The following is a 17,315-nucleotide window of genomic DNA, read 5'->3' on the forward strand; positions in this document are numbered from 1 at the left end:
CGAGCAACGGCCAACGGCCGGCCAAGGTTGACACACCGTCGCGAGACCCGATCGAGGCGTGACTGGTCGCCGCCATCTCGTCTCCTCCCTAACTAACGATGTGTAACACAATAATTGCGGAGTGTGCGATGTGCGATGGGAACGGATACGTTGGCAGTGACTACCCACACCTGCTCATGCCGTGAGTGGGTCGTGTTGTACAGCCGTGCCGGAAAGGAGCAGCCATGGTGCGGGGCGTGACCTGGACCTGACAGATGCTCTAGCCATCTGCCGCGGACAACACCACACCATCGGCCGCCCCTCGGGGGTTGTCAGTAAAACGGGAACCACGGCCGGTGCCCCCTCCCCCCTCCTTCCCCTCCACCTCAACCTTCGCCTTCTCCCCTTTGGTCACCTCCCTCTCCAGCAACCTTCCCTTCTCAGACCTCTCGCCCTGGGGAATCTCGCCCCTTCTCCGGTCGCGGCCAATGCCATATGACGAGGGCTTCTGTTTCTCTGCCTCGTACCGTCGCAACTCGCCAGGGGCTTCGCCTCTGTGACTTCTGCCGCGCGATTGCTTTCGCAAGAGCTTCTCCTGCTCCGGCTACCGCCGTCATAGCTCATTCACGAGGGCGCTTACGAGAGCCTCCATTTCTCCGGTTACTGCCGCCGCTCTCCTCGACGTCGCCCGTTCGAGGGCCTTCTCCTCGCCTGCATCTGCGATCGAGGTCGCTGGTGCTGCGTCTCGGGATCCCGCCGCCGGCACCCGGACGTGCAAAGGTCAGCGCCGATGAATGGTGGACGTGAGGGGCACCGGTTGGCAGATCGGGACCCCTCACGTGTGCCTACGCCGCTGCTCGTTCCTCCAGCAACCGCTCTTCAGCGTCGCTGTCTACGTCCTCGGCGACACTGGCCTTGCTCGTTGTCTCGTCGGTCTCGGGGCCCAGGAAGCGGACCGTGTGGTCGCCCGTGCCTGGGGTGTGCCTCGTGCCGTTCTCCTCCCCTGCGGAGCGCATGGCGTCGCCCTCGTCCCCTGAGGAGCCTGCGGTGTCACCTTCCGCGCTCAGTGTGTGCACGGTGCCGCCGGTTTCTCCCGGTGAGTGGCGCTCTGGCGTCAGGGTGGGGGCCGCGTCGTCCGATCCCGAGGTGCGGTCGGTGCTCAGGGCGTAGAAGGGGTCGGATTCGGAGGTGGCGCCGGAGCGAGGGAGGCTTCGGAAGCTGCGGGTGCCCATGGCCCAGTCGCGGGTCTCCTCGTCCAGGCGGTCGCGCATCTCCTTGCTCATCGAGCCACTGCCAGAACGGTCCGGCTTGGTGAAGGCGCCGGTGCCCCAGCGCAGGTCGTGCCCGACCGCGCTGGCCTCTATCTCGGGCACGAACCGGCGGTCACCCTCCGGGCCGAACTCGCGGATGCGCAGCTTGCCGGAGACCACCACAGGGTGTCCCGCCCGGATGGAGGCGGCCACATTTTCGCCCAAGGCTCGCCAGCACCGGACCGTGAAGCACACCCTGTCGCCATCGATCCATTGCCCCGCCTTCTTGTCGAAGTAGCGGTGTGAGGAGAACACCCTCAGCGAGGTGACCCTGCTGCCGTCATCGAAGCTGTATTGCCTCGGCTCTGCTGCGACGTTGCCGGTGAGCGTGATGTAGATGTCGTTCATCCCGTGCCTCCCATGCGGCGGGCCGGCTGCCCGCGACCTGGGATCAGGGTGCCGGAGAAGGGTTTGGTCGCAGGCGCTGGAACGCGGTTCTGTGGATAGGTGGAGCTGTCTGGGTGGGGCCTGTGGATGAAAGGCCTGTTGGGGTCACGTATCTGCGCGAGAGGTGGTGCCGGTGCAGGCGTGTGGCGGGGATGTGGGGTGTGTGGTGGGAGTGCGGGGCGCGGGTGTGGGCGCGGGTGCGGGCGCGGGTGCGGGCGCGGGTGCGGGGCGCGGGTGCGGGGCGCGGGTGTGGGGCGCGGGTGTGGGCGGGGTGTGGGCGCGGGCCGTGGGAGCGAGTGCGGGTGCGGGAGTGCGGGCCTGCTCATGCGGGACAGGAGGCTTCCAGCTCGTGCGAAGGCGGCGAGGCCCATGGCGAAGGTTCAAGCGGTGGGCGTGCAAGCGCACGAGAGCCACGATGCTGGCCTTCGATCCGCAAGCCGCCTTTGGCCAGGCGTCGCGCCTTTGGCTGGGCGTCGTCTGGCTGCCTGGGCGCCAGACCCCACTACCGGCCATGTGCGCATTGGGCCGGCTCGCGGCCGATGCCCGTGAGACGCGGACGGTGCCGGCCGTGGCTCTGGGAGGCGGCGAACGTGCGGTCAACTCCTGGAAGGCGGCGAAGTTGCCGCCACTTCCTGGAAGGCGCCGAGGGCGCGGCTCGGCGCCCCGGTGGCGGCCAAGGTGCTGCTCGGGCCCCGGAAGGTGGCGAAGGCGCGGCTCGGCGCCCAGGTGGCGGCCAAGGTGTGGCTCGGCCCCCGGCCCCGGGAGGTGGCCACGCGCGGCTCGGGCCCCCGGGAGGTGGCCACGCGCGGCTCGACGCCCAGGAGGCAGCGAAGGTGCGGCTCGGTGCCTGGCGGAGGTGCGGCAAGCTTCTGGAAGGTGGCGGAGGTGTGGGTGGGCGCGCAGATGGGCGGCCGAGGGTGTCAGGTCGACAGGTCTCGGAGGGCGGTGTAGAAGGCGTGGTGGCGGGTCAGCTCGCGTTCGACCGGCTCCACGACCATCGTCGTCGACACGGCGGCCACGCGGCGTCGCATCTCGCGTTCCAGCCGCTCCCGCTCCCGCGAAGCGCCCAGTTCGACGAAGTTGCGGGAGGCGATCCCCGACAGGGCCCCCAAGCCGAGCACGGACGCCATCATCAGCCCCACCCACGGCAGCGTCGCGCTGTCGCCCAGCAGTTCCAGGGACGGAGGAAGCTGCCCCGGCATCAGCAGGCCGACGACCAGCCAGGCCAGGCCGGCCGCGAACGCCGCCACCAGGACGTACTGCCACACCTTGAGCGCGCGCCACCACCCGGGGACCCGGTCGAGCTGCGGCGCGACCTCCGTGAGGTCCTCGGTCAGGGCCTGCGGGAGCTGGCCGGAGCGGGAGCGGGCCGCCTGGTGGACCGCCGAACGCCACACCGGGTGCATCCCACCCGACAGCCCGTCGGCGAGTGCCTGTACGGCGTTGGCGACCTCGGCCGACTGGGCGCTCACCGAGCCGGTCGTGATGCCGCGGATCTCCTCCCCCACGTCCTGCAGGCGCAGGCTCTTGAGCGGATTTGAGCGGAACTTCGAGAACCACCGCGGGTACGGCCAGCCCACCCAGTGGCTCGACCGTTCGGCGTAGACGTTCTCCATGGCCTCGCCCACGGCCGGTACGCCCACCGCGTCGCACAGCGCGTCCGTGAGCCCCATCCGGCGGGCCTCGTCGACCGAGGACGGCGCCGACAGGGCCTCGCCCAGCGGCATGGCCTTGCCGAGGCGCTGCTCCAGCCGGTGCAGGTCGGCCTCCAGCTTCTGGATGGCGGCGCGCCGGCGGGTCACCGCGGTCGCGATGACGCTCCTGAGGCTCTCGATGCCGCGGCCCGTGACCGCGGAGGTGGGTACGACGCTGGGATGCTCGACGCCCTCGCGGCGCAGCAGGTCGTTGAGGTCGATGACCAGCTCGGCCAGCTCTTCCTTGGTGAGCCTGTCGGCCTGGTTGAGCGCGAACACGGTCACCGCGTCATGCCCCGCCAGCTCCGTCACGTAGCGGCGGTGCGTGGACGCGTCGGCGTACTTCTGCGGGTCGAGCACCCACACCACCAGGTCGGCCAGGCCGATGAGCCGGTCGGCCTCGGTGTCGGTGAGGGCCCTGATCGAGTCGTGGTCGGGCAGGTCGAGCAGGATCAGCCCGTGGAGCTGGCTGTCGCCCTTGTCGAGCGCGCTGGCCCGGGAGAAGCGGTGCCGCCACTGGATCTGCAGCCAGTCGAGCAGCGGGCCCGCGCCCTCCAGCCCCCACACGCAGGCGTGCGTACGGGCGGTGGTCGGCCGGCGCACGCCGGTGGGCGAGAGCTCCAGCCCCGAGATGGCGTTGAACAGCGACGACTTGCCGCTGCCCGTGCCGCCGGCCAGGGCGACGACGGTGTGCTCGGAGGACAGCTTGAGGCGTTCTCCGGCCTGCGTCAGCAGCGCGTTGGCCTCGTTGAGCAGCTTCTTGTCCAGCCGCCCGGGACCGTGCTCCACCACCTTGGTGAGCGCGGTCAACCGCGGAGCCAGCCCGGGTCTGGTCGTCATGGTGGTCATCGGGCGACCTCGAGGTTGTACGTCGCCTGGTAGAGACGGGTCGCCACGGACTCGTCCGGAATGCCCGCGGTGTCGAGGGCTTGCACGTAACGCATGGATTCCTCGTCGAACAGCATGCCGATCCTGGCCCGCAAATCGCTGAGCGCCTTGGCGCCGATGCCGCGCAGCGACTCCGCGCCGAGCAGGGCGTTGACCAGCCGGTGCGGCACCCCTTCGCCGTTGGTCCCGCTGAACATCGCGACCGTGAAGATCAACGAGAGCGAGTCGGGATCGAACGACACCAGCTTCGACACCGACCGCTTGGCCACGCCGTCGGTGCGTACGAGCTCACTCAGGTGCTCCTGCCACGACGCGATGGCCCGGCCGGCGTGACGTACGAGATTGTCGGAGGGCCTGTCGAGGCCCTCACCGAGCTTGGCGCCCAGCTCGGAACGGTGCCGCCAGCGCGCGACCACCTCCTCGGTGGCGCGGTTGGCGGCGGCGACGATCACCGCCTCGAGCCCGGCCCGGATCGCGGCCTTGAACGCCAGCACCCGCTCCGGCGCATTACTGGCAGACCGGCTGCGTTTGCGCACTTGGAGCGAGCGCATGAGGTCGCCGGAGCCGGCGAAGTCCTGCCAGCGGGCCAGCACCTCGCCGTGCAGCAGCGAGCCGTTCTTGGACGCCTTGTCGACCTCGGCGAGCGCGCCCCGGAAGGCCGCCTCCACGTCGCTGCGCAGCTCCGTCCTGAACGCGACCTGCCCCTCCAGGTGCCTGGCCAGCGCCGGCACGCGGGTGCGGAAGCTGTTGAGGACGCCGTTGAGCGTCTCGCGCACGGCCTGGGCCCTGCGCTCCTCGTCGACCGACAGCTCGGCCAGCCAGAGCCGCAGGTCGGTGACCTCGGCGTCGGGCAGCCTGCCGTCGGTGACCTTCGACTCGTTGATGACGAACCTGTCGATCTCGCCCAGGCCATATTCGGTGAGCATCCGTACGAAATGCTTCAGAACCACCTCGGTCGACCTGGGCTGCACCCGCGAGAGCACGATCGCGAGCCGGGCGCCGCGCTCCTTGGCCAGCTTCAGCAGGTTCCACGCGGGGGCGTCGGCGTAGCGGGCCGCCGTGGTCACGAAGATCCACAGGTCGGCGGCGTCGAGCATGCGGTGGGCGACCTCGTGGTGCTCCTCGACGACCGAGTCGATGTCGGGGGTGTCGAGCAGCGCGACGCCTTGCGGGAGCTTCTCGGTCGCGACGACGACCATGCTCCGCATCCCGGCCTCGGGAGCGGGCTTGTCGAGCCGCTGGAGGGCGCCGAGCAGCTCTCCCTCCGCGAACCACTTCCGGTCGTCCGGGTGACAGACCAGCACGGGGGTGCCGGTGGTCGGGCGGCGCACGCCGGTGCGTGAGACGTTCCTCTCGGCCAGCGTGTTGACCAGGGTGGACTTGCCCGCGCCGGTGGAGCCCGCGACCACGATCAGGGCGGGGGCGGTGCTGGTCCTGACCCTGGGGAGCACATAGCCCTCCAGCTGGGCCAGCAGCTCGGCCTGCGTCTGCCTGGCCTCTTCCGCGCCGGGCAGGTCGAGGCCGAAGCGCAGGTCCGCGACGCTCACCCGGAGCGTGTCGAGCGCCGCCATGAGCGCCTCGGCGGCCTCGCGGGGCAGCTCCTCCGCGCGCGCCGCCGGCTTCTCGGCAGCTGCGCCGCCGGCCTCCGGCTTCTCCTCAGGGGTGTCGCTCGCGGGCTTCTCGCCGCCCCGAGACTCCTCGCTACCCGGCGATGGCTCGTCGGCCGGGGAGGGCTCGTCAACCGTCGGCTCGGCCTGCGACTGCTCGTCGCCCGGCTCCGCGTCCTGAGGCTGCTCGTCACGCGTCTGCCCGTCGCCCGGCTCCGCGTCGCCCGGTTCCTCGTCCTCCGTCGCCGCCGCCTCGTCCTGAAGCCGCTCGTCCTGAAGCCGCTCGTCCTGAAGCCGCTCGTCGAGTGACGGCGGGCCATCCGGCGACGAGGGCTCCTCGGCGCTCGGCTCAGGCTCGGGCTCGAACTCCTCCTCGAACGAGTCCTCCGTCAGGAAGGACGTCCGCACGCCGCTCGCCTCCCCCGCGCCAGGCGGATCGGGCACGGTGGGTACGTCCGGCGCAGACGGCTCCTTCCCGGCCCCAGGACCGCCCAGGGCGGCCGGCTTCACGAAGAGGGAGGGCCGCTCGGCCTCGCCCGCGTCCACGGGATCGTCGGCCTCCTCAGGCACGTCGTCATCCATCGTGGCGGCCGGACCCGCCTCGGCGTCGGTCGCGCCGCCACTTGAAGCGGCGGCCTCGGCATCACCAGAAGCGCCACCCGAAGCAACGGCGGCAGCATCGCCCGAAGCAGCGGCTGCGGCATCGCCCGGATCGGTGGCCTCGCCGGGCCCATCCGGAGCCGGTGGCTCCGCGGAAGCCGGTGGCTCAGCGGAGGCCGTAGAAGCCTCGCGATCCCCCGGAGCCGGTGGCTCCGCGGGAGCCCCGCGTTTCTTCCGCGCGCTCTTCGTGCCGAAGGCGTCGAAGGCGTCGTCGCCCTGGACCTCCGGTAGGTCCTCGTCAGTCACCGGACGGAAGCTCAACGTCTGCTCTCCCGGTGACTCCTGCCGCCCATCATCCATGGCCGTGTTCACGGCAAGCGCTCCGCTCGAACCATCTCGACCTCCTGGCCGACCCTCACGACGTCGCCGACGATGACGATCGCCGGCGGCCGGATCCCAGCCGCGGACACGCGGTCGGCCACGGTGGAAAGCGAAGCGGTGACCGCCCGCTGGGTCGGAAGGGTACCGTCCTGCACCACCATTGCGGGAGTCTCCGGGGGGCGTCCGTCTCGGATGAGTGCCTCCGCCACCTTCGCCAGCCGCTCGACGGCCATCAGCAGCACCAGCGTGCCCTGGGAACGAGCCAGAGCGGGCCAGTCGACGGTGGACTTGGGGTCGTCGGGCGCGACGTGCACGGAGATCACGTGGAACTCCTGGCTGACCCCCCGATGGGTCACCGGCACCCCGGCCGCGGCGGGCACCGCCACGGCGCTCGTGATGCCCGGCACCACCAGCACGGGAATGCCGGATTGGGCGCAGGCGATCATCTCCTCGCCGCCGCGCCCGAACACGAACGGGTCGCCGCCCTTCAGCCGGACCACGAACTTGCCCTGTCTGGCTCGGTCCACGAGCAGCTCGTTGATGGTCTCCTGGGACAACGCGCGGCCGTAGGGGACCTTGGCGGCGTCGATCAGCTCCACGTCGGGGGCCAGCTCGTCGAGCAGGGCCCGGGGCGCGAGCCGGTCGGCGACCACCACGTCGGCCTGCGCGAGGAGCTGCCGCCCGCGCACCGTGATCAGGCCGGGATCGCCGGGACCACCGCCCACGAGCGCCACGCCGACCGGTTTGGTGCGGTTGCGCCGGGCGTCGACCGTGCCGTCGCGCAGCGCCTCCACGACCGCGTCTCTGATGCCGGCGGCCCTGCGCGGGTCCCCGCCCGCGGTGACGGCCACGTTGATCTCGTCGACCCGCCCGGTGGCGGGCGTCCAGGCGGCCGAGGCGTCCTTGTCGTCGGCCCGCACGCACCACACGCGTTTGGCGTCCGCCTCGGCGGCGATCGCCGTGTTGACGGACCTGTCGTCGGTGCAGGCCTGTACGAGCCAGGCACCGTCGCAGTCACCGACCTCGTAGGGCCGGGCGTGCCAGGTGACCCTGCCGGCGGCGATCAGGTCGTCGAGCGCCGGCGTCACACTCGGCGACACGACCGTGACCTCCGCACCGGCCTCTAGCAGCGCGGGAACCCGCCGCTGTGCGACGCGCCCGCCGCCCACGACGAGGACCCGGCGGCCGGAAAGCCGCAGGCCGAGGAGGTAGGGGCCCATGGGGGGAATCTCCCGTTCGCGAAGGTTCTGTGTTAGGACGTAAACCTACCGGCTCCGGAACCGTCATTTGCTGCGCCCGGGTTAACGACCGTCGAGAAGGGGCTGCCGCGGATCCCAGCGAGGCCCGCCCTGAGCATCCTTCCGGCGTCTGGCCATCGCTGACAGTGCCTCAAGGATAACCCGGTTTCCCAGGTAGGCGGTGATGTCCGCATGATCGTACGGCGGCGCCACCTCGACCACCTCCATTCCGGCGACGGGCAGTTCATAACAGATGCGGCGAACGGAATCGAGCAGCTGCCTGGCGGTCAGGCCCCCGGGCTCTGGCGTGCCGGTGCCGGGGGCGTGGCCGGGGTCGCAGACGTCGATGTCCACCGACAGGAAGATCTGGTCGCACTCGTCGAGAGCGATCGCGAACGACTCCGTCAGGCACTCCTCCAGCCCGCGGGCCACGATCTCCGTCATTTCGTACGAACGCATGTTTTGAGCGGCCATCCAGCCCAGCGTCTCCGGCTCGGGCCAGTAGCCGCGCAGCCCGATCTGCAGGAACCTGTCGCCCCTGATGGCCCCGGACTCGATGAGCCGCCGCATCGGCTGGCCGTGCCCGTAGAGGTGGCCGAACGCGATGTTCCCGGTGTCGGCGTGCGCGTCGAAGTGGATCATCGAGGTGCGGCCGGCCGCGTAGGCCCTGGCGGTGCCCCTGGCGTCGGGCAGCGCCACCGTGTGGTCGCCCCCGAGCACCAGCGGGATCGCCCCCGAGGCGGCCACGCGGTGCACCGCCTCCTCGATCGCGGCCAGCGAGCCCTCGACGTCGCCCGAGTAGCACTCGACGTCACCGGCGTCCAGCACCCGCAGGTCGCGCAGAGCGTCCACGCGCAGCGCCAGGCTGGGCCTGGAGCCGTCGTGCGGCAGGTAGCAGGCCTGGCGCAGCGCCATCGGGCCGAACCTGGCGCCGGGGCGGTTGCTGGTGCCTCCGTCGAAGGGGGCGCCGACGATGACCACGTCGGCGCCCTCATAGGAGGCCGGATCGTTGACGTCGCAACGGTCTACGCCCAGGAATGTGATGTCAGGACCGTACATGGGGCCGTAGCGGGACACTGCTCACCTCCAGTGCCCTCCATCATCACATGGTCTTTTCGGTCACTCCTGCCGAATCGAAGGTCGCGACGTCATGCATCACCCGTACGGCCGCGCAGACCACCGGATGCGCCAGCAGCCCGCCCGTGCCCTCGCCCAGCCGCAGCTCCAGGTCCACCAGCGGGCGGAGCCCGAGGTGGGCCAGCGCGGCGGCGTGGCCGGGCTCGGCCGAGCGGTGGCCCGCGACGCAGTGGTCGATCGCGGCCGGGTCCAGCGCGGCGGCCACGAGGGCGGCGGCACCGGCGATCACGCCGTCGAGGATCACCGGTACGCGGGCGGCGGCGCCGCCCAGGATGAAGCCCGCGATGGCCGCGTGCTCGAACCCGCCGACCGCGGCCAGGGCGCGCAGCGCGTCGCTGGGCGTGGCCAGGGCCCCCGACAGGCCGTTCGTGCGCAGGGCCGCGCGCACGATGCCCACCTTGCGCTCGTACGTCTCGTCGTCGATCCCGGTGCCCCTGCCGGTCACCTCGGCCGGGTCGCAGCCGGCGAAGACGGCGATCAGGGCGGCGGAGGCGGTGGTGTTCGCGATGCCCATGTCGCCGGTGATCAGGCAGCGGGCCCCCGACGCCACGAGGTCGCGGGCCACGCCGATGCCCGCCTCCAGCGCCCTGACCGCCTGGTCGACGCTCATCGCGGGGCCCTCGGACAGGTCGGCGGTGCCGTACGCGATCTTGCGGTTGACCAGGTCGGGGGCCTCGGGCAGGTCGGCGGCGACGCCCACGTCCACGACCGTCACGGACACTCCGGCCTGGGCGGCGAAGGCGTTGGCGACGGCGCCGCCGGCCAGGAAGTTGGCCACCATCTGCACCGTGACCTCCTGCGGCCACGGGGTGACGCCACGCGCGTGCACGCCGTGGTCGGCGGCGAAGATGGCCAGCGCGGCGGGCTCGGGCATGGGCGGCGGGCTGACGCCCGCGGCGCCCGCGAGGCGGACCGCGATCTCCTCCAGCGCGCCGAGCGAACCGCGGGGCTTGGTGAGGCGGTCCTGGTACGCGCGGGCCTCGGCGATGGCTCGGGCATCCGCGGGACGGATCGCTGCGAGCGTCTCAGCGAGCACGGCAAACCTCCACTTACGGGACGAGTTGGAGCGCTTCCTCGTATCGGTCGATCACGATGTCGGCCAGGGTCTCACAGTCGCCGATCACCTCGGCGCAGCGGATGTCGAGATCGGGGTGGCCCGCCCCGTACGCCAGCGCCTGCGCCCACACGCGCTCCAGCATGCCGCCCGCGAACAGCAGGTACGGCACCACGATCACGCGCTTGGCCCCCAGGCGGCGGCAACGTTCGAGCCCGCCGGGCACCCCGGGCGGGGTGACCGACACGAACGCGGTCTCGACGGTCATGTAGTCGTAGGCGTGCGTCTCCCAGAACAGCCGGGAGACCCGGTGGACCTCGGCGTTGGCGGCCGCGTCCGTCGAGCCCTCGCCCACCAGCACGACCGCCGTCTCGCCCGGCTCGACGTCCTCGAGGTGGTCGTCGACGGGCAGGGAGTCGACCGCGCGGAGCCGGGGCCTGGCGCCCACGAGCTCCAGGGCGCGCGGCTTGGAGATCTCGGTGGCGGCCTCGTTCAGGCGCTCGGCCAGCAGGCCCAGCATGCGGGGGTCGGGGCCGAGGGGGCGGCCGTAGTCGTACATGAGCGTCGGATGGCGCTTCTGCTCCAGCTCCATCGCGGCCGGGAACTGCTCGCTCATCCTGCTGAGGCTCAGCGGCAGCGCCACGAGCCGGTGATGGCCCTTGGCCACCAGGGAGGCGACGGAGTCGCTCAGCCGCGGGGAGGCACGTTCGAGGTAGCCGCCGGACACGTCGGCACCCGTCTGGTCGAGCCGGCAACGCAGCCGATGGACGAACCGGCCGAACTCCGCGGCGTAGGCGTCATCTTGTGAGCCCTGCCCGATCAGCAGGAGCGGCGGCTTCATTGTGAGGGAATCTCCGGTGCGTTAGACAAAGACACGCGAGGATATCCGATGTGCCCTGGTAGGGAACAGGTCACTCTGTGTGCGCGGGCCTCGCATGCACGACGAACACGGGGTCGGAGGCGCTCAGACGATGTGAACCGTCGGGGTCGAGCGCCAGCTTCGAGGCCAGGATCTGGGTGCCCTCGCCACGGTAGCCGTGCTCGCGCAGCCGGTGGAGCACGGCCACGACCTGCTCGACCTTCCTGAGCGCGCACACCAGCGTCCGCGGGCCGCGGGCGGCGCAGGCGACCACCACGTCGAGGCCGCCGCCGCCCACGTAGACAGCGTCGGGGTCGGGCAGCGGCTCCAGCGCCGGCGGCGCCTGGCCCCTGGTCAAAGCCACTTTGACGCCGTGCTTGAGCACGTTGGCGCGCAGCCGGGCGCAGGACGCCTCCTCGCGCTCCACGGCCACGACGGCGGCGCCCATCCGCGCGCACTCGACGGCGATCTCGCCCGCTCCCGCGCCCACGTCCCACACCAGGTCGCCGAGCCGCGGACCCAGCTTGGCCAGGATGAACGCCCGCACCTCCGGCGGCAGCGCGCTCTCGAACGGCAGCGCCCACTCGTCCGGGCCGGGCTGCGCGCCCGCCAGCCAGCCCGGCTCCTTGGGCCGGTGCAGCGGGTCGATGACGAGGACGACGTCGGGGTCCTTCCAGGGCCTGGTCGTGGCCTCGCCCATGCGGCTGTGCGTGACCCGCTCGTCCGGGCCGCCGAGGTCCTCACAGACGATCAGCGCGCGGGGCGTGGTCGGCGCCAGCTCCCTGGCGATCTCCGCGGGGCCGACGCCGGGCGCGACGAGCAGCGCCACCTTGGGATGGGCCCGGCAGGCGTTGACCACCCGGTCGAGCCGGCTCGGGCCGGACGGGGCCACGACCAGCGCGTCCTCCCAGTTGAGCCCGGCGCAGGCGAAGGCGCGGGTGATCAGCGAGATCGCCGGCACCACGTCCGGTTTGAGGCCGTGCGCCCGCAACGTGCGGACGACGCCGAAGAATCCGGGATCGCCCTCTGCGACCACGACCGCGGGGCCTTCTCCGTGTTCGAGGTGATCGTCCAGGACGTCGAGCAGCGCGTCGTCGGCCGCGGTCGGCGCGGACAGCCTGAGCTGCCCGAGCACGGCGTCGGGGCCCACGACGAGCTTCGCCTCGTGGAGCTTGTCCAGCGCCTTGGCCGAGAACTCGCGCCCGTCCCACCCGACCACCGTGATCATCACGCCTCACCGTCCTCACCTCAAGGGTGACGGCTGCGGCGGGGTTTCACAAAGGGGTACCGGGGTCAGTCCGGTGTGCCCTCACGCCAGGTCGGACGGGATGAGGCTGTAGACGATCACGTCCTGGCCGCCCAGCGAGGCCCTGGCGACGCCCTCGCGCACGAAGCCCGCCTTCTCCGCCACCCGCTGGGAGGCCGTGTTCGTGGCGAGGGCGCGCAATTGCAGCCGCCGGAAGCCCTGCCGCTCGAACAGCCAGCGCGCGATCGCCACCACGGCCTCGCCCGCGTACCCGTTGCCGCGGGCCCACGGCGCGGTCATGTAGCCGATCTCGGCGCTCCTGTGGGCCCAGTCGACGTCCCGCAGGTCCACGTTCACGGCGAAGCGGCCCGTGTCCCGCTCCACGACCGTCCAGGTGATGCCCCCGCCCCGCATCCGGATCCGTTCGGCCGATCCGACGGACGCCCGCGCGTGGTCCTGCGAGTAGTCGCGCGGATAGCCCGTGTTGGCCTGGGTGATCGGGTCGGCGACGGTGGCGGCCAGGTCGGGCGCGTCCTCGGCGGACGGCTGCCGCAGCAGCAGCCGCTGGGTACGCAGCTCCGTCCGGGGCAGGGCGTCGGCCTGGCGGCGGCCGTCGTAGGCCAGCAGGCCGAACATGACCAGGTCGTGCGGCCCGTCTTCCTCCAGCACGGCGTCGCGCAGCAGGCCCTCCCAGGTGAAGCCGGCTTTCAGCGCCACGCGGAGCGAGGCGAGGTTGTCCAGCTTGGCGGTCAGATCGACCCTGCGCAGCCCGATGGCCTCGAACGCCCATCTCACCAGCCCGCGCACGGCCTCGGTGGCGAAACCGCGGCCCCGGTAGAGGGGGTGGACGCCGTACCCGACCTCGGTCGTCCCCGCGGTCCATGAGGTCTTGAACAGGCTGATCGCGCCCACGATGACGCCCTCGGCGTCGACCATGGCCAGGTGCACGCCCTGCCCGGAGCGGCGCAGCTCGTGCACCCCGATCGACAGCCACCGAGGGATGCCGGAGGTCTTCTCGGGAGCGCCGGGCGGGAGGAACCGGACGCCGGACCGCACGATCGTGCGGATCCTGGCGGAGTCCTTGAGGCTGAACGGCCGCAGTGTCAGCCGTTCTGTGGCGATGCTCACGTCAGCGTCGAACACGCTCGGCAGCGTACACATTCGCGATGTTTGCTCAGAAAAGCGGGGGTAGGGGCGCAATTGAGAGGTGTAGCGGAGGTGGTGAACGGTGCGGCTCGATTTCATCCGCCCGCTGTACGAACGGCGCGGCCCGTACGCGTCCGTCTATCTGGGCGCCTACACCGGGCAGGAACGTGAGGCCCATTGGCGCGGCGTACGCGACCAGCTCGAGAAGGACGAGGCCGACAAGGCCACCCTGGAGGCCCTGGACGAGGAGGCCGAGCGCCCGGCGGCCGGGCGGGCGATGTTCGCCGCGCACGGCGACGTGGTGCTGGCCGAGTGGCTCCGGCGGCCGCCGGGGGAACTGGGCAGGTGGTCGCCGTTGCCCCATGTCACGCCCCTGCTCATGGGGCGCGGCGAGAACGTCCCGCACATCCGGGTCATCGTGAACCACGCGGGGGCCGAGCTGGCGGTGTTCGGCGGCGGGTCGCCGCGCAAGGCCGTCGTGGAGGCCGAGGACTGGCCGCTGCAGAAGACCGCGCAGGGCGGCTGGTCGCAGAAGCGGTACGAGCGGGCCGTGGACGAGACCTGGGAGAAGAACGCGGTGGCCGTCGCGCACGAGATCGACGAGCAGGTACGCCGCATCGGCCCCGAGCTCGTCCTGGTCGCCGGCGAGCCGAAGTCCCGCTCGTACCTGCTGCACCACCTCAACACCAAGTCCGCGGACCGGGTGATGATGGTCGAGCACGGCAGCCGCGCCGACCACGGGCAGTTCGACGAGGACGTGGAACGGGCGCTCGACCAGTGGCTCGACCGCAAGCGCGCCGAGCTGCTGGAGCGCCACCAGGAGACGTCCGGGCCCGCCGGGGTGGCCCGCGTGGCGCTCGCGCTGCGCGAGGGCCGCGTGCAGGCGGTCCTCATGCCCGGCGAGCTGCCGCGGGAGATCTGGATCGGCGACGGCGGCACCCAGCTGGCCACCGATCCGGAGGAGCTGCGGCGCTGGGGCGTCGCCGAGCCCGTCCGGGAGCGGGCGGACTCGGCCCTGGTCAGGGCCGCCGCGATGACGGACGCGGAGCTGTGGTTCTCCGGCGACGTCGCCGACGTGGCGGCCGTGCTCAGGTACTGATGATCACTTCGAGGGTCCTGGGGCCGTGCACGCCCTCGACCCGGTTCAGCTCGATGTCGCTGGTGGCAGAGGGGCCGCTGATCCAGGTGAGCGGGCGCGCCGGGTCGAGCCTGGCGAGGGCCTGGGGCACCCCGGCCACGATCTGGTCGGCCCGCACCACGCACAGGTGGTAGTCGGGGACCAGCGTCTGGGCTCGCGTGCCCTGGCCGGGGCCGTGGTCGAGGACGATCGTGCCGGTCTCCGCGACGGCCACGGCGCAGTACGTGATCACGCCGTCGGCCGTGTCGAGGTCGGTCCAGCCGCCCTCCCGGTCGAAGCCGTCGGGGACGATCATGCGGCGGCCCGCCACGGTCTCGTCGATCTTGGTCGGCACCTCGGCGGCGGGCAGCACGTGGACGATGGCCCGGTAGTCGTCCACCCGCTCGGCGAACAACCCCACGATGTCCGCCACGTCATGGTCCGTCCGATAGTTCCGGGGGATCTCGACGTCCGCCGCCCCTGCCACGGCCTTGCCGATCCTGGCGAGGATCTCCTCACGCGCGTTCATTCCGCTCCCACCAGTCTCTGAAGGATTCTTCCGGAATTTCCGGCAAGTCCCTGGTGTCCGTCCAGGCCGAGAGCGGCCCCGGCAGGCGCCTGGGTACGAGGCCGCGCATCCGGGTGGCCGCCCGCTGGGCCGTGGCCAGGCGTTTGTGGTCGTTGAAGATCCAGCCCGCGACCTTCATCCCGGCCCGCTCGGCCGCCGCGTGCGGGGCCTTGGCGCGCAGGTCGACCAGGACCTCGGGGATGTCGATGGCGACCGGGCACACCTCGTAACAGGCCCCGCACAGGCTGGAGGCGTACGGCAGGGAGGCGTCCAGGTCCGACGACATGCCGCGCAATTGCGGCGTGAGGATCGCGCCGATCGGGCCCGGGTAGACCGAGCCGTACGCGTGGCCGCCCGCGCGCTCGTACACGGGGCACACGTTCAGGCAGGCCGAGCAGCGGATGCAGCGCAGCGCCTGGCGGCCCACCTCGTCGGCGAGCACGTCCGTGCGGCCGTTGTCCAGCAGCACCAGGTGGAAGTCCTGGCCCTCGACGGCGCCCGTCCACATGCTCGTGTAGGGATTCATCCGCTCGCCTGTGGAGCTTCTGGGCAGGAGCTGGAGGAACACCTCCAGATCCCGCCAGGAGGGCAGGAGCTTCTCGATCCCGACGACGCTGATGAGCGTCTCCGGGAGCGTCAGGCACATGCGGCCGTTGCCCTCCGACTCCAGCACCACGAGCGTGCCGGTCTCGGCGACCATGAAGTTGGCGCCGGAGATCGCGACCTTGCTCTTGAGGAAGCGTTCGCGCAGGTGGAGCCGGGCCGCCTCGGCCAGGGCGGGCGGGTCGTCGGTCAGGTTCGGGGGGACCTTGGGCATCTTCTCCAGGAAGATCTCGCGGATCTCCGACCGGTTGCGGTGGATGGCCGGGACCAGGATGTGGCTGGGGAAGTCGTCGCCGAGCTGGACGATCAGCTCGGCCAGGTCCGTCTCGTACGCGGTGATGCCCTGCGCGGCCAGCGCCTGGTTGAGCTCGATCTCCTGGGTGGCCATCGACTTGACCTTGACCACCTCGGTCTCGCCGGTGGCCTTAACCAGGCTGGTGACGATGGCGTTGGCCTCGGCGGCGTCCCTGGCCCAGTGGACGGTGCCGCCCGCCCGGGTCACGGCCGCTTCGAGCTGGACCAGGTAGTGGTCGAGGTTGCGGAGGGTGTGATCCTTGATCGCCTTGCCGGCCGCGCGGAGCTCCTGCCAGTCGGGGAGCTCGCCGACGACGTTCGCGCGCTTGCCGCGGATCGTGTGGGTGGCTTTGCGAAGGTTGAAGCGGAGCTGCGAGTTTTGCACCGCTTTTGCGGCATTTTTCGGGAAATTGCCGGGCATTCCGATGAAGGTCGCGCTCATTGGGCCTCCTCCGTCGACGCCAGGATCTCCGCCAGGTGCATCGTCCTGACGCCGGTCTTCTGGCGGCTCAGCGTGCCGCCGATGTGCATCAGGCACGAGTTGTCCGCCGCGCAGATCACCTCGGCGCCCGTGTCCAGGATGTTGCGGGTCTTGTCGGCGCCCATCGCCGCGGAGACGGCCGGGTTCTTGACCGCGAACGTGCCGCCGAAGCCGCAGCACTCCTCGGCGCCCGGCAGCGGGACCAGCTCCAGGCCGCGCACGTTCCGCAGCAGCCTGGTGGGCCGGTCGCCCAGGTGGAGGCCGCGGAGCGAGTGGCACGTCGGGTGATATGTCACCCGGTGCGGGAAATATGCGCCTACGTCGTCGACCTTCAGCACGTCCAGCAGGAACTCGGACAGCTCGTACACCTTCGGCACGACCTCCGCGATGGCCACCGCTCCCCTGCTGCCCGGCTTGGCCAGCTTCGGGTACTGCTCGCGCACCATGGCCGCGCACGACCCCGACGGCGCCACAACCGCGTCATACCCGGCGAACACCTCGGTGAAGTGGCGGGCCAGCCGCACGCCCTCCTCGCGGTAGCCGGTGTTGACGTGCATCTGGCCGCAGCACGTCTGGGCGGCGGGGAAGTCCACGTCGCACCCGAGCCTGCGCAGGAGCGACACGACGGCCTTGCCGGTGCCGGGGAAGAGCGTGTCGTTCACGCACGTGATGAACAGGGCGACTCGCACGGCTCTCCTTCCACTCTATGGTCTGACCACAGTATGG

Annotated in this window: 13 protein-coding genes; 1 reads left to right on the forward strand and 12 read right to left on the reverse strand. The window is 71.4% G+C overall.

Features of this window, described 5'->3' with window-relative positions:
• Positions 1-824: 824 nt before the first annotated feature.
• The 9 genes from ABZS69_RS18915 to ABZS69_RS18955 form a co-directional block, all read right to left on the reverse strand.
• Entirely contained in the window at positions 825-1,637 is an 813-nt protein-coding gene (locus ABZS69_RS18915; protein WP_355373643.1) for a single-stranded DNA-binding protein, read from the reverse strand.
• Between the two features lie 959 nt (positions 1,638-2,596).
• A complete protein-coding gene (locus ABZS69_RS18920) occupies positions 2,597-4,219 on the reverse strand; it encodes a GTP-binding protein (protein ID WP_355373646.1) in 1,623 nt (540 codons plus the stop codon).
• Positions 4,216-6,435, reverse strand: coding sequence for a dynamin family protein (locus tag ABZS69_RS18925; RefSeq protein WP_355373649.1), 2,220 nt, complete (start codon positions 6,433-6,435; stop codon positions 4,216-4,218). The genes ABZS69_RS18920 and ABZS69_RS18925 overlap by 4 nt, the downstream gene beginning before the upstream one ends.
• A gap of 398 nt (positions 6,436-6,833) precedes the next feature.
• On the reverse strand, positions 6,834-8,066 hold the full coding sequence (gene cobA / locus ABZS69_RS18930) for a uroporphyrinogen-III C-methyltransferase (RefSeq protein WP_355373652.1): 1,233 nt from the start codon (positions 8,064-8,066) through the stop codon (positions 6,834-6,836).
• An 81-nt stretch (positions 8,067-8,147) separates the two neighbouring features.
• Entirely contained in the window at positions 8,148-9,161 is a 1,014-nt protein-coding gene (gene speB / locus ABZS69_RS18935; RefSeq protein WP_355373655.1) for an agmatinase, read from the reverse strand.
• A gap of 25 nt (positions 9,162-9,186) precedes the next feature.
• The gene (gene cobT / locus ABZS69_RS18940) at positions 9,187-10,257 is read right to left on the reverse strand and encodes a nicotinate-nucleotide--dimethylbenzimidazole phosphoribosyltransferase (protein WP_355373658.1); all 1,071 of its coding nucleotides are present in this window, start codon (positions 10,255-10,257) and stop codon (positions 9,187-9,189) included.
• Between the two features lie 13 nt (positions 10,258-10,270).
• Entirely contained in the window at positions 10,271-11,116 is an 846-nt protein-coding gene (locus ABZS69_RS18945) for a sirohydrochlorin chelatase (protein ID WP_355373661.1), read from the reverse strand.
• A gap of 70 nt (positions 11,117-11,186) precedes the next feature.
• A complete protein-coding gene (locus ABZS69_RS18950) occupies positions 11,187-12,362 on the reverse strand; it encodes an SAM-dependent methyltransferase (protein ID WP_355373664.1) in 1,176 nt (391 codons plus the stop codon).
• 81 nt (positions 12,363-12,443) lie between these two features.
• Positions 12,444-13,523, reverse strand: coding sequence for a GNAT family N-acetyltransferase (locus ABZS69_RS18955; protein ID WP_355373667.1), 1,080 nt, complete (start codon positions 13,521-13,523; stop codon positions 12,444-12,446).
• 85 nt (positions 13,524-13,608) lie between these two features.
• On the opposite strand from ABZS69_RS18955, the gene ABZS69_RS18960 reads away from it, so the two are divergent.
• Positions 13,609-14,625, forward strand: coding sequence for a Vms1/Ankzf1 family peptidyl-tRNA hydrolase (locus ABZS69_RS18960; RefSeq protein ID WP_355373670.1), 1,017 nt, complete (start codon positions 13,609-13,611; stop codon positions 14,623-14,625).
• Here ABZS69_RS18960 and ABZS69_RS18965 read toward each other — a convergent pair.
• From ABZS69_RS18965 to ABZS69_RS18975, 3 genes are read right to left on the reverse strand one after another with little or no spacing between them, the layout of a single operon-like run.
• Entirely contained in the window at positions 14,615-15,172 is a 558-nt protein-coding gene (locus ABZS69_RS18965; protein WP_355373672.1) for a lactate utilization protein C, read from the reverse strand. The genes ABZS69_RS18960 and ABZS69_RS18965 overlap by 11 nt on opposite strands.
• Positions 15,159-16,550 carry a lactate utilization protein B gene (locus ABZS69_RS18970; RefSeq protein WP_355373675.1) on the reverse strand — a complete coding sequence of 464 codons (1,392 nt, stop codon included), beginning with the start codon at positions 16,548-16,550 and terminating at the stop codon, positions 15,159-15,161. Before ABZS69_RS18970 ends, ABZS69_RS18965 begins: the two co-directional genes overlap by 14 nt.
• Positions 16,547-17,278, reverse strand: coding sequence for a (Fe-S)-binding protein (locus ABZS69_RS18975; protein ID WP_355373678.1), 732 nt, complete (start codon positions 17,276-17,278; stop codon positions 16,547-16,549). Before ABZS69_RS18975 ends, ABZS69_RS18970 begins: the two co-directional genes overlap by 4 nt.
• Positions 17,279-17,315: the final 37 nt, after the last annotated feature.

This window comes from Nonomuraea sp. NPDC005650, assembly GCF_040605375.1.
GTDB lineage: Bacteria > Actinomycetota > Actinomycetes > Streptosporangiales > Streptosporangiaceae > Nonomuraea.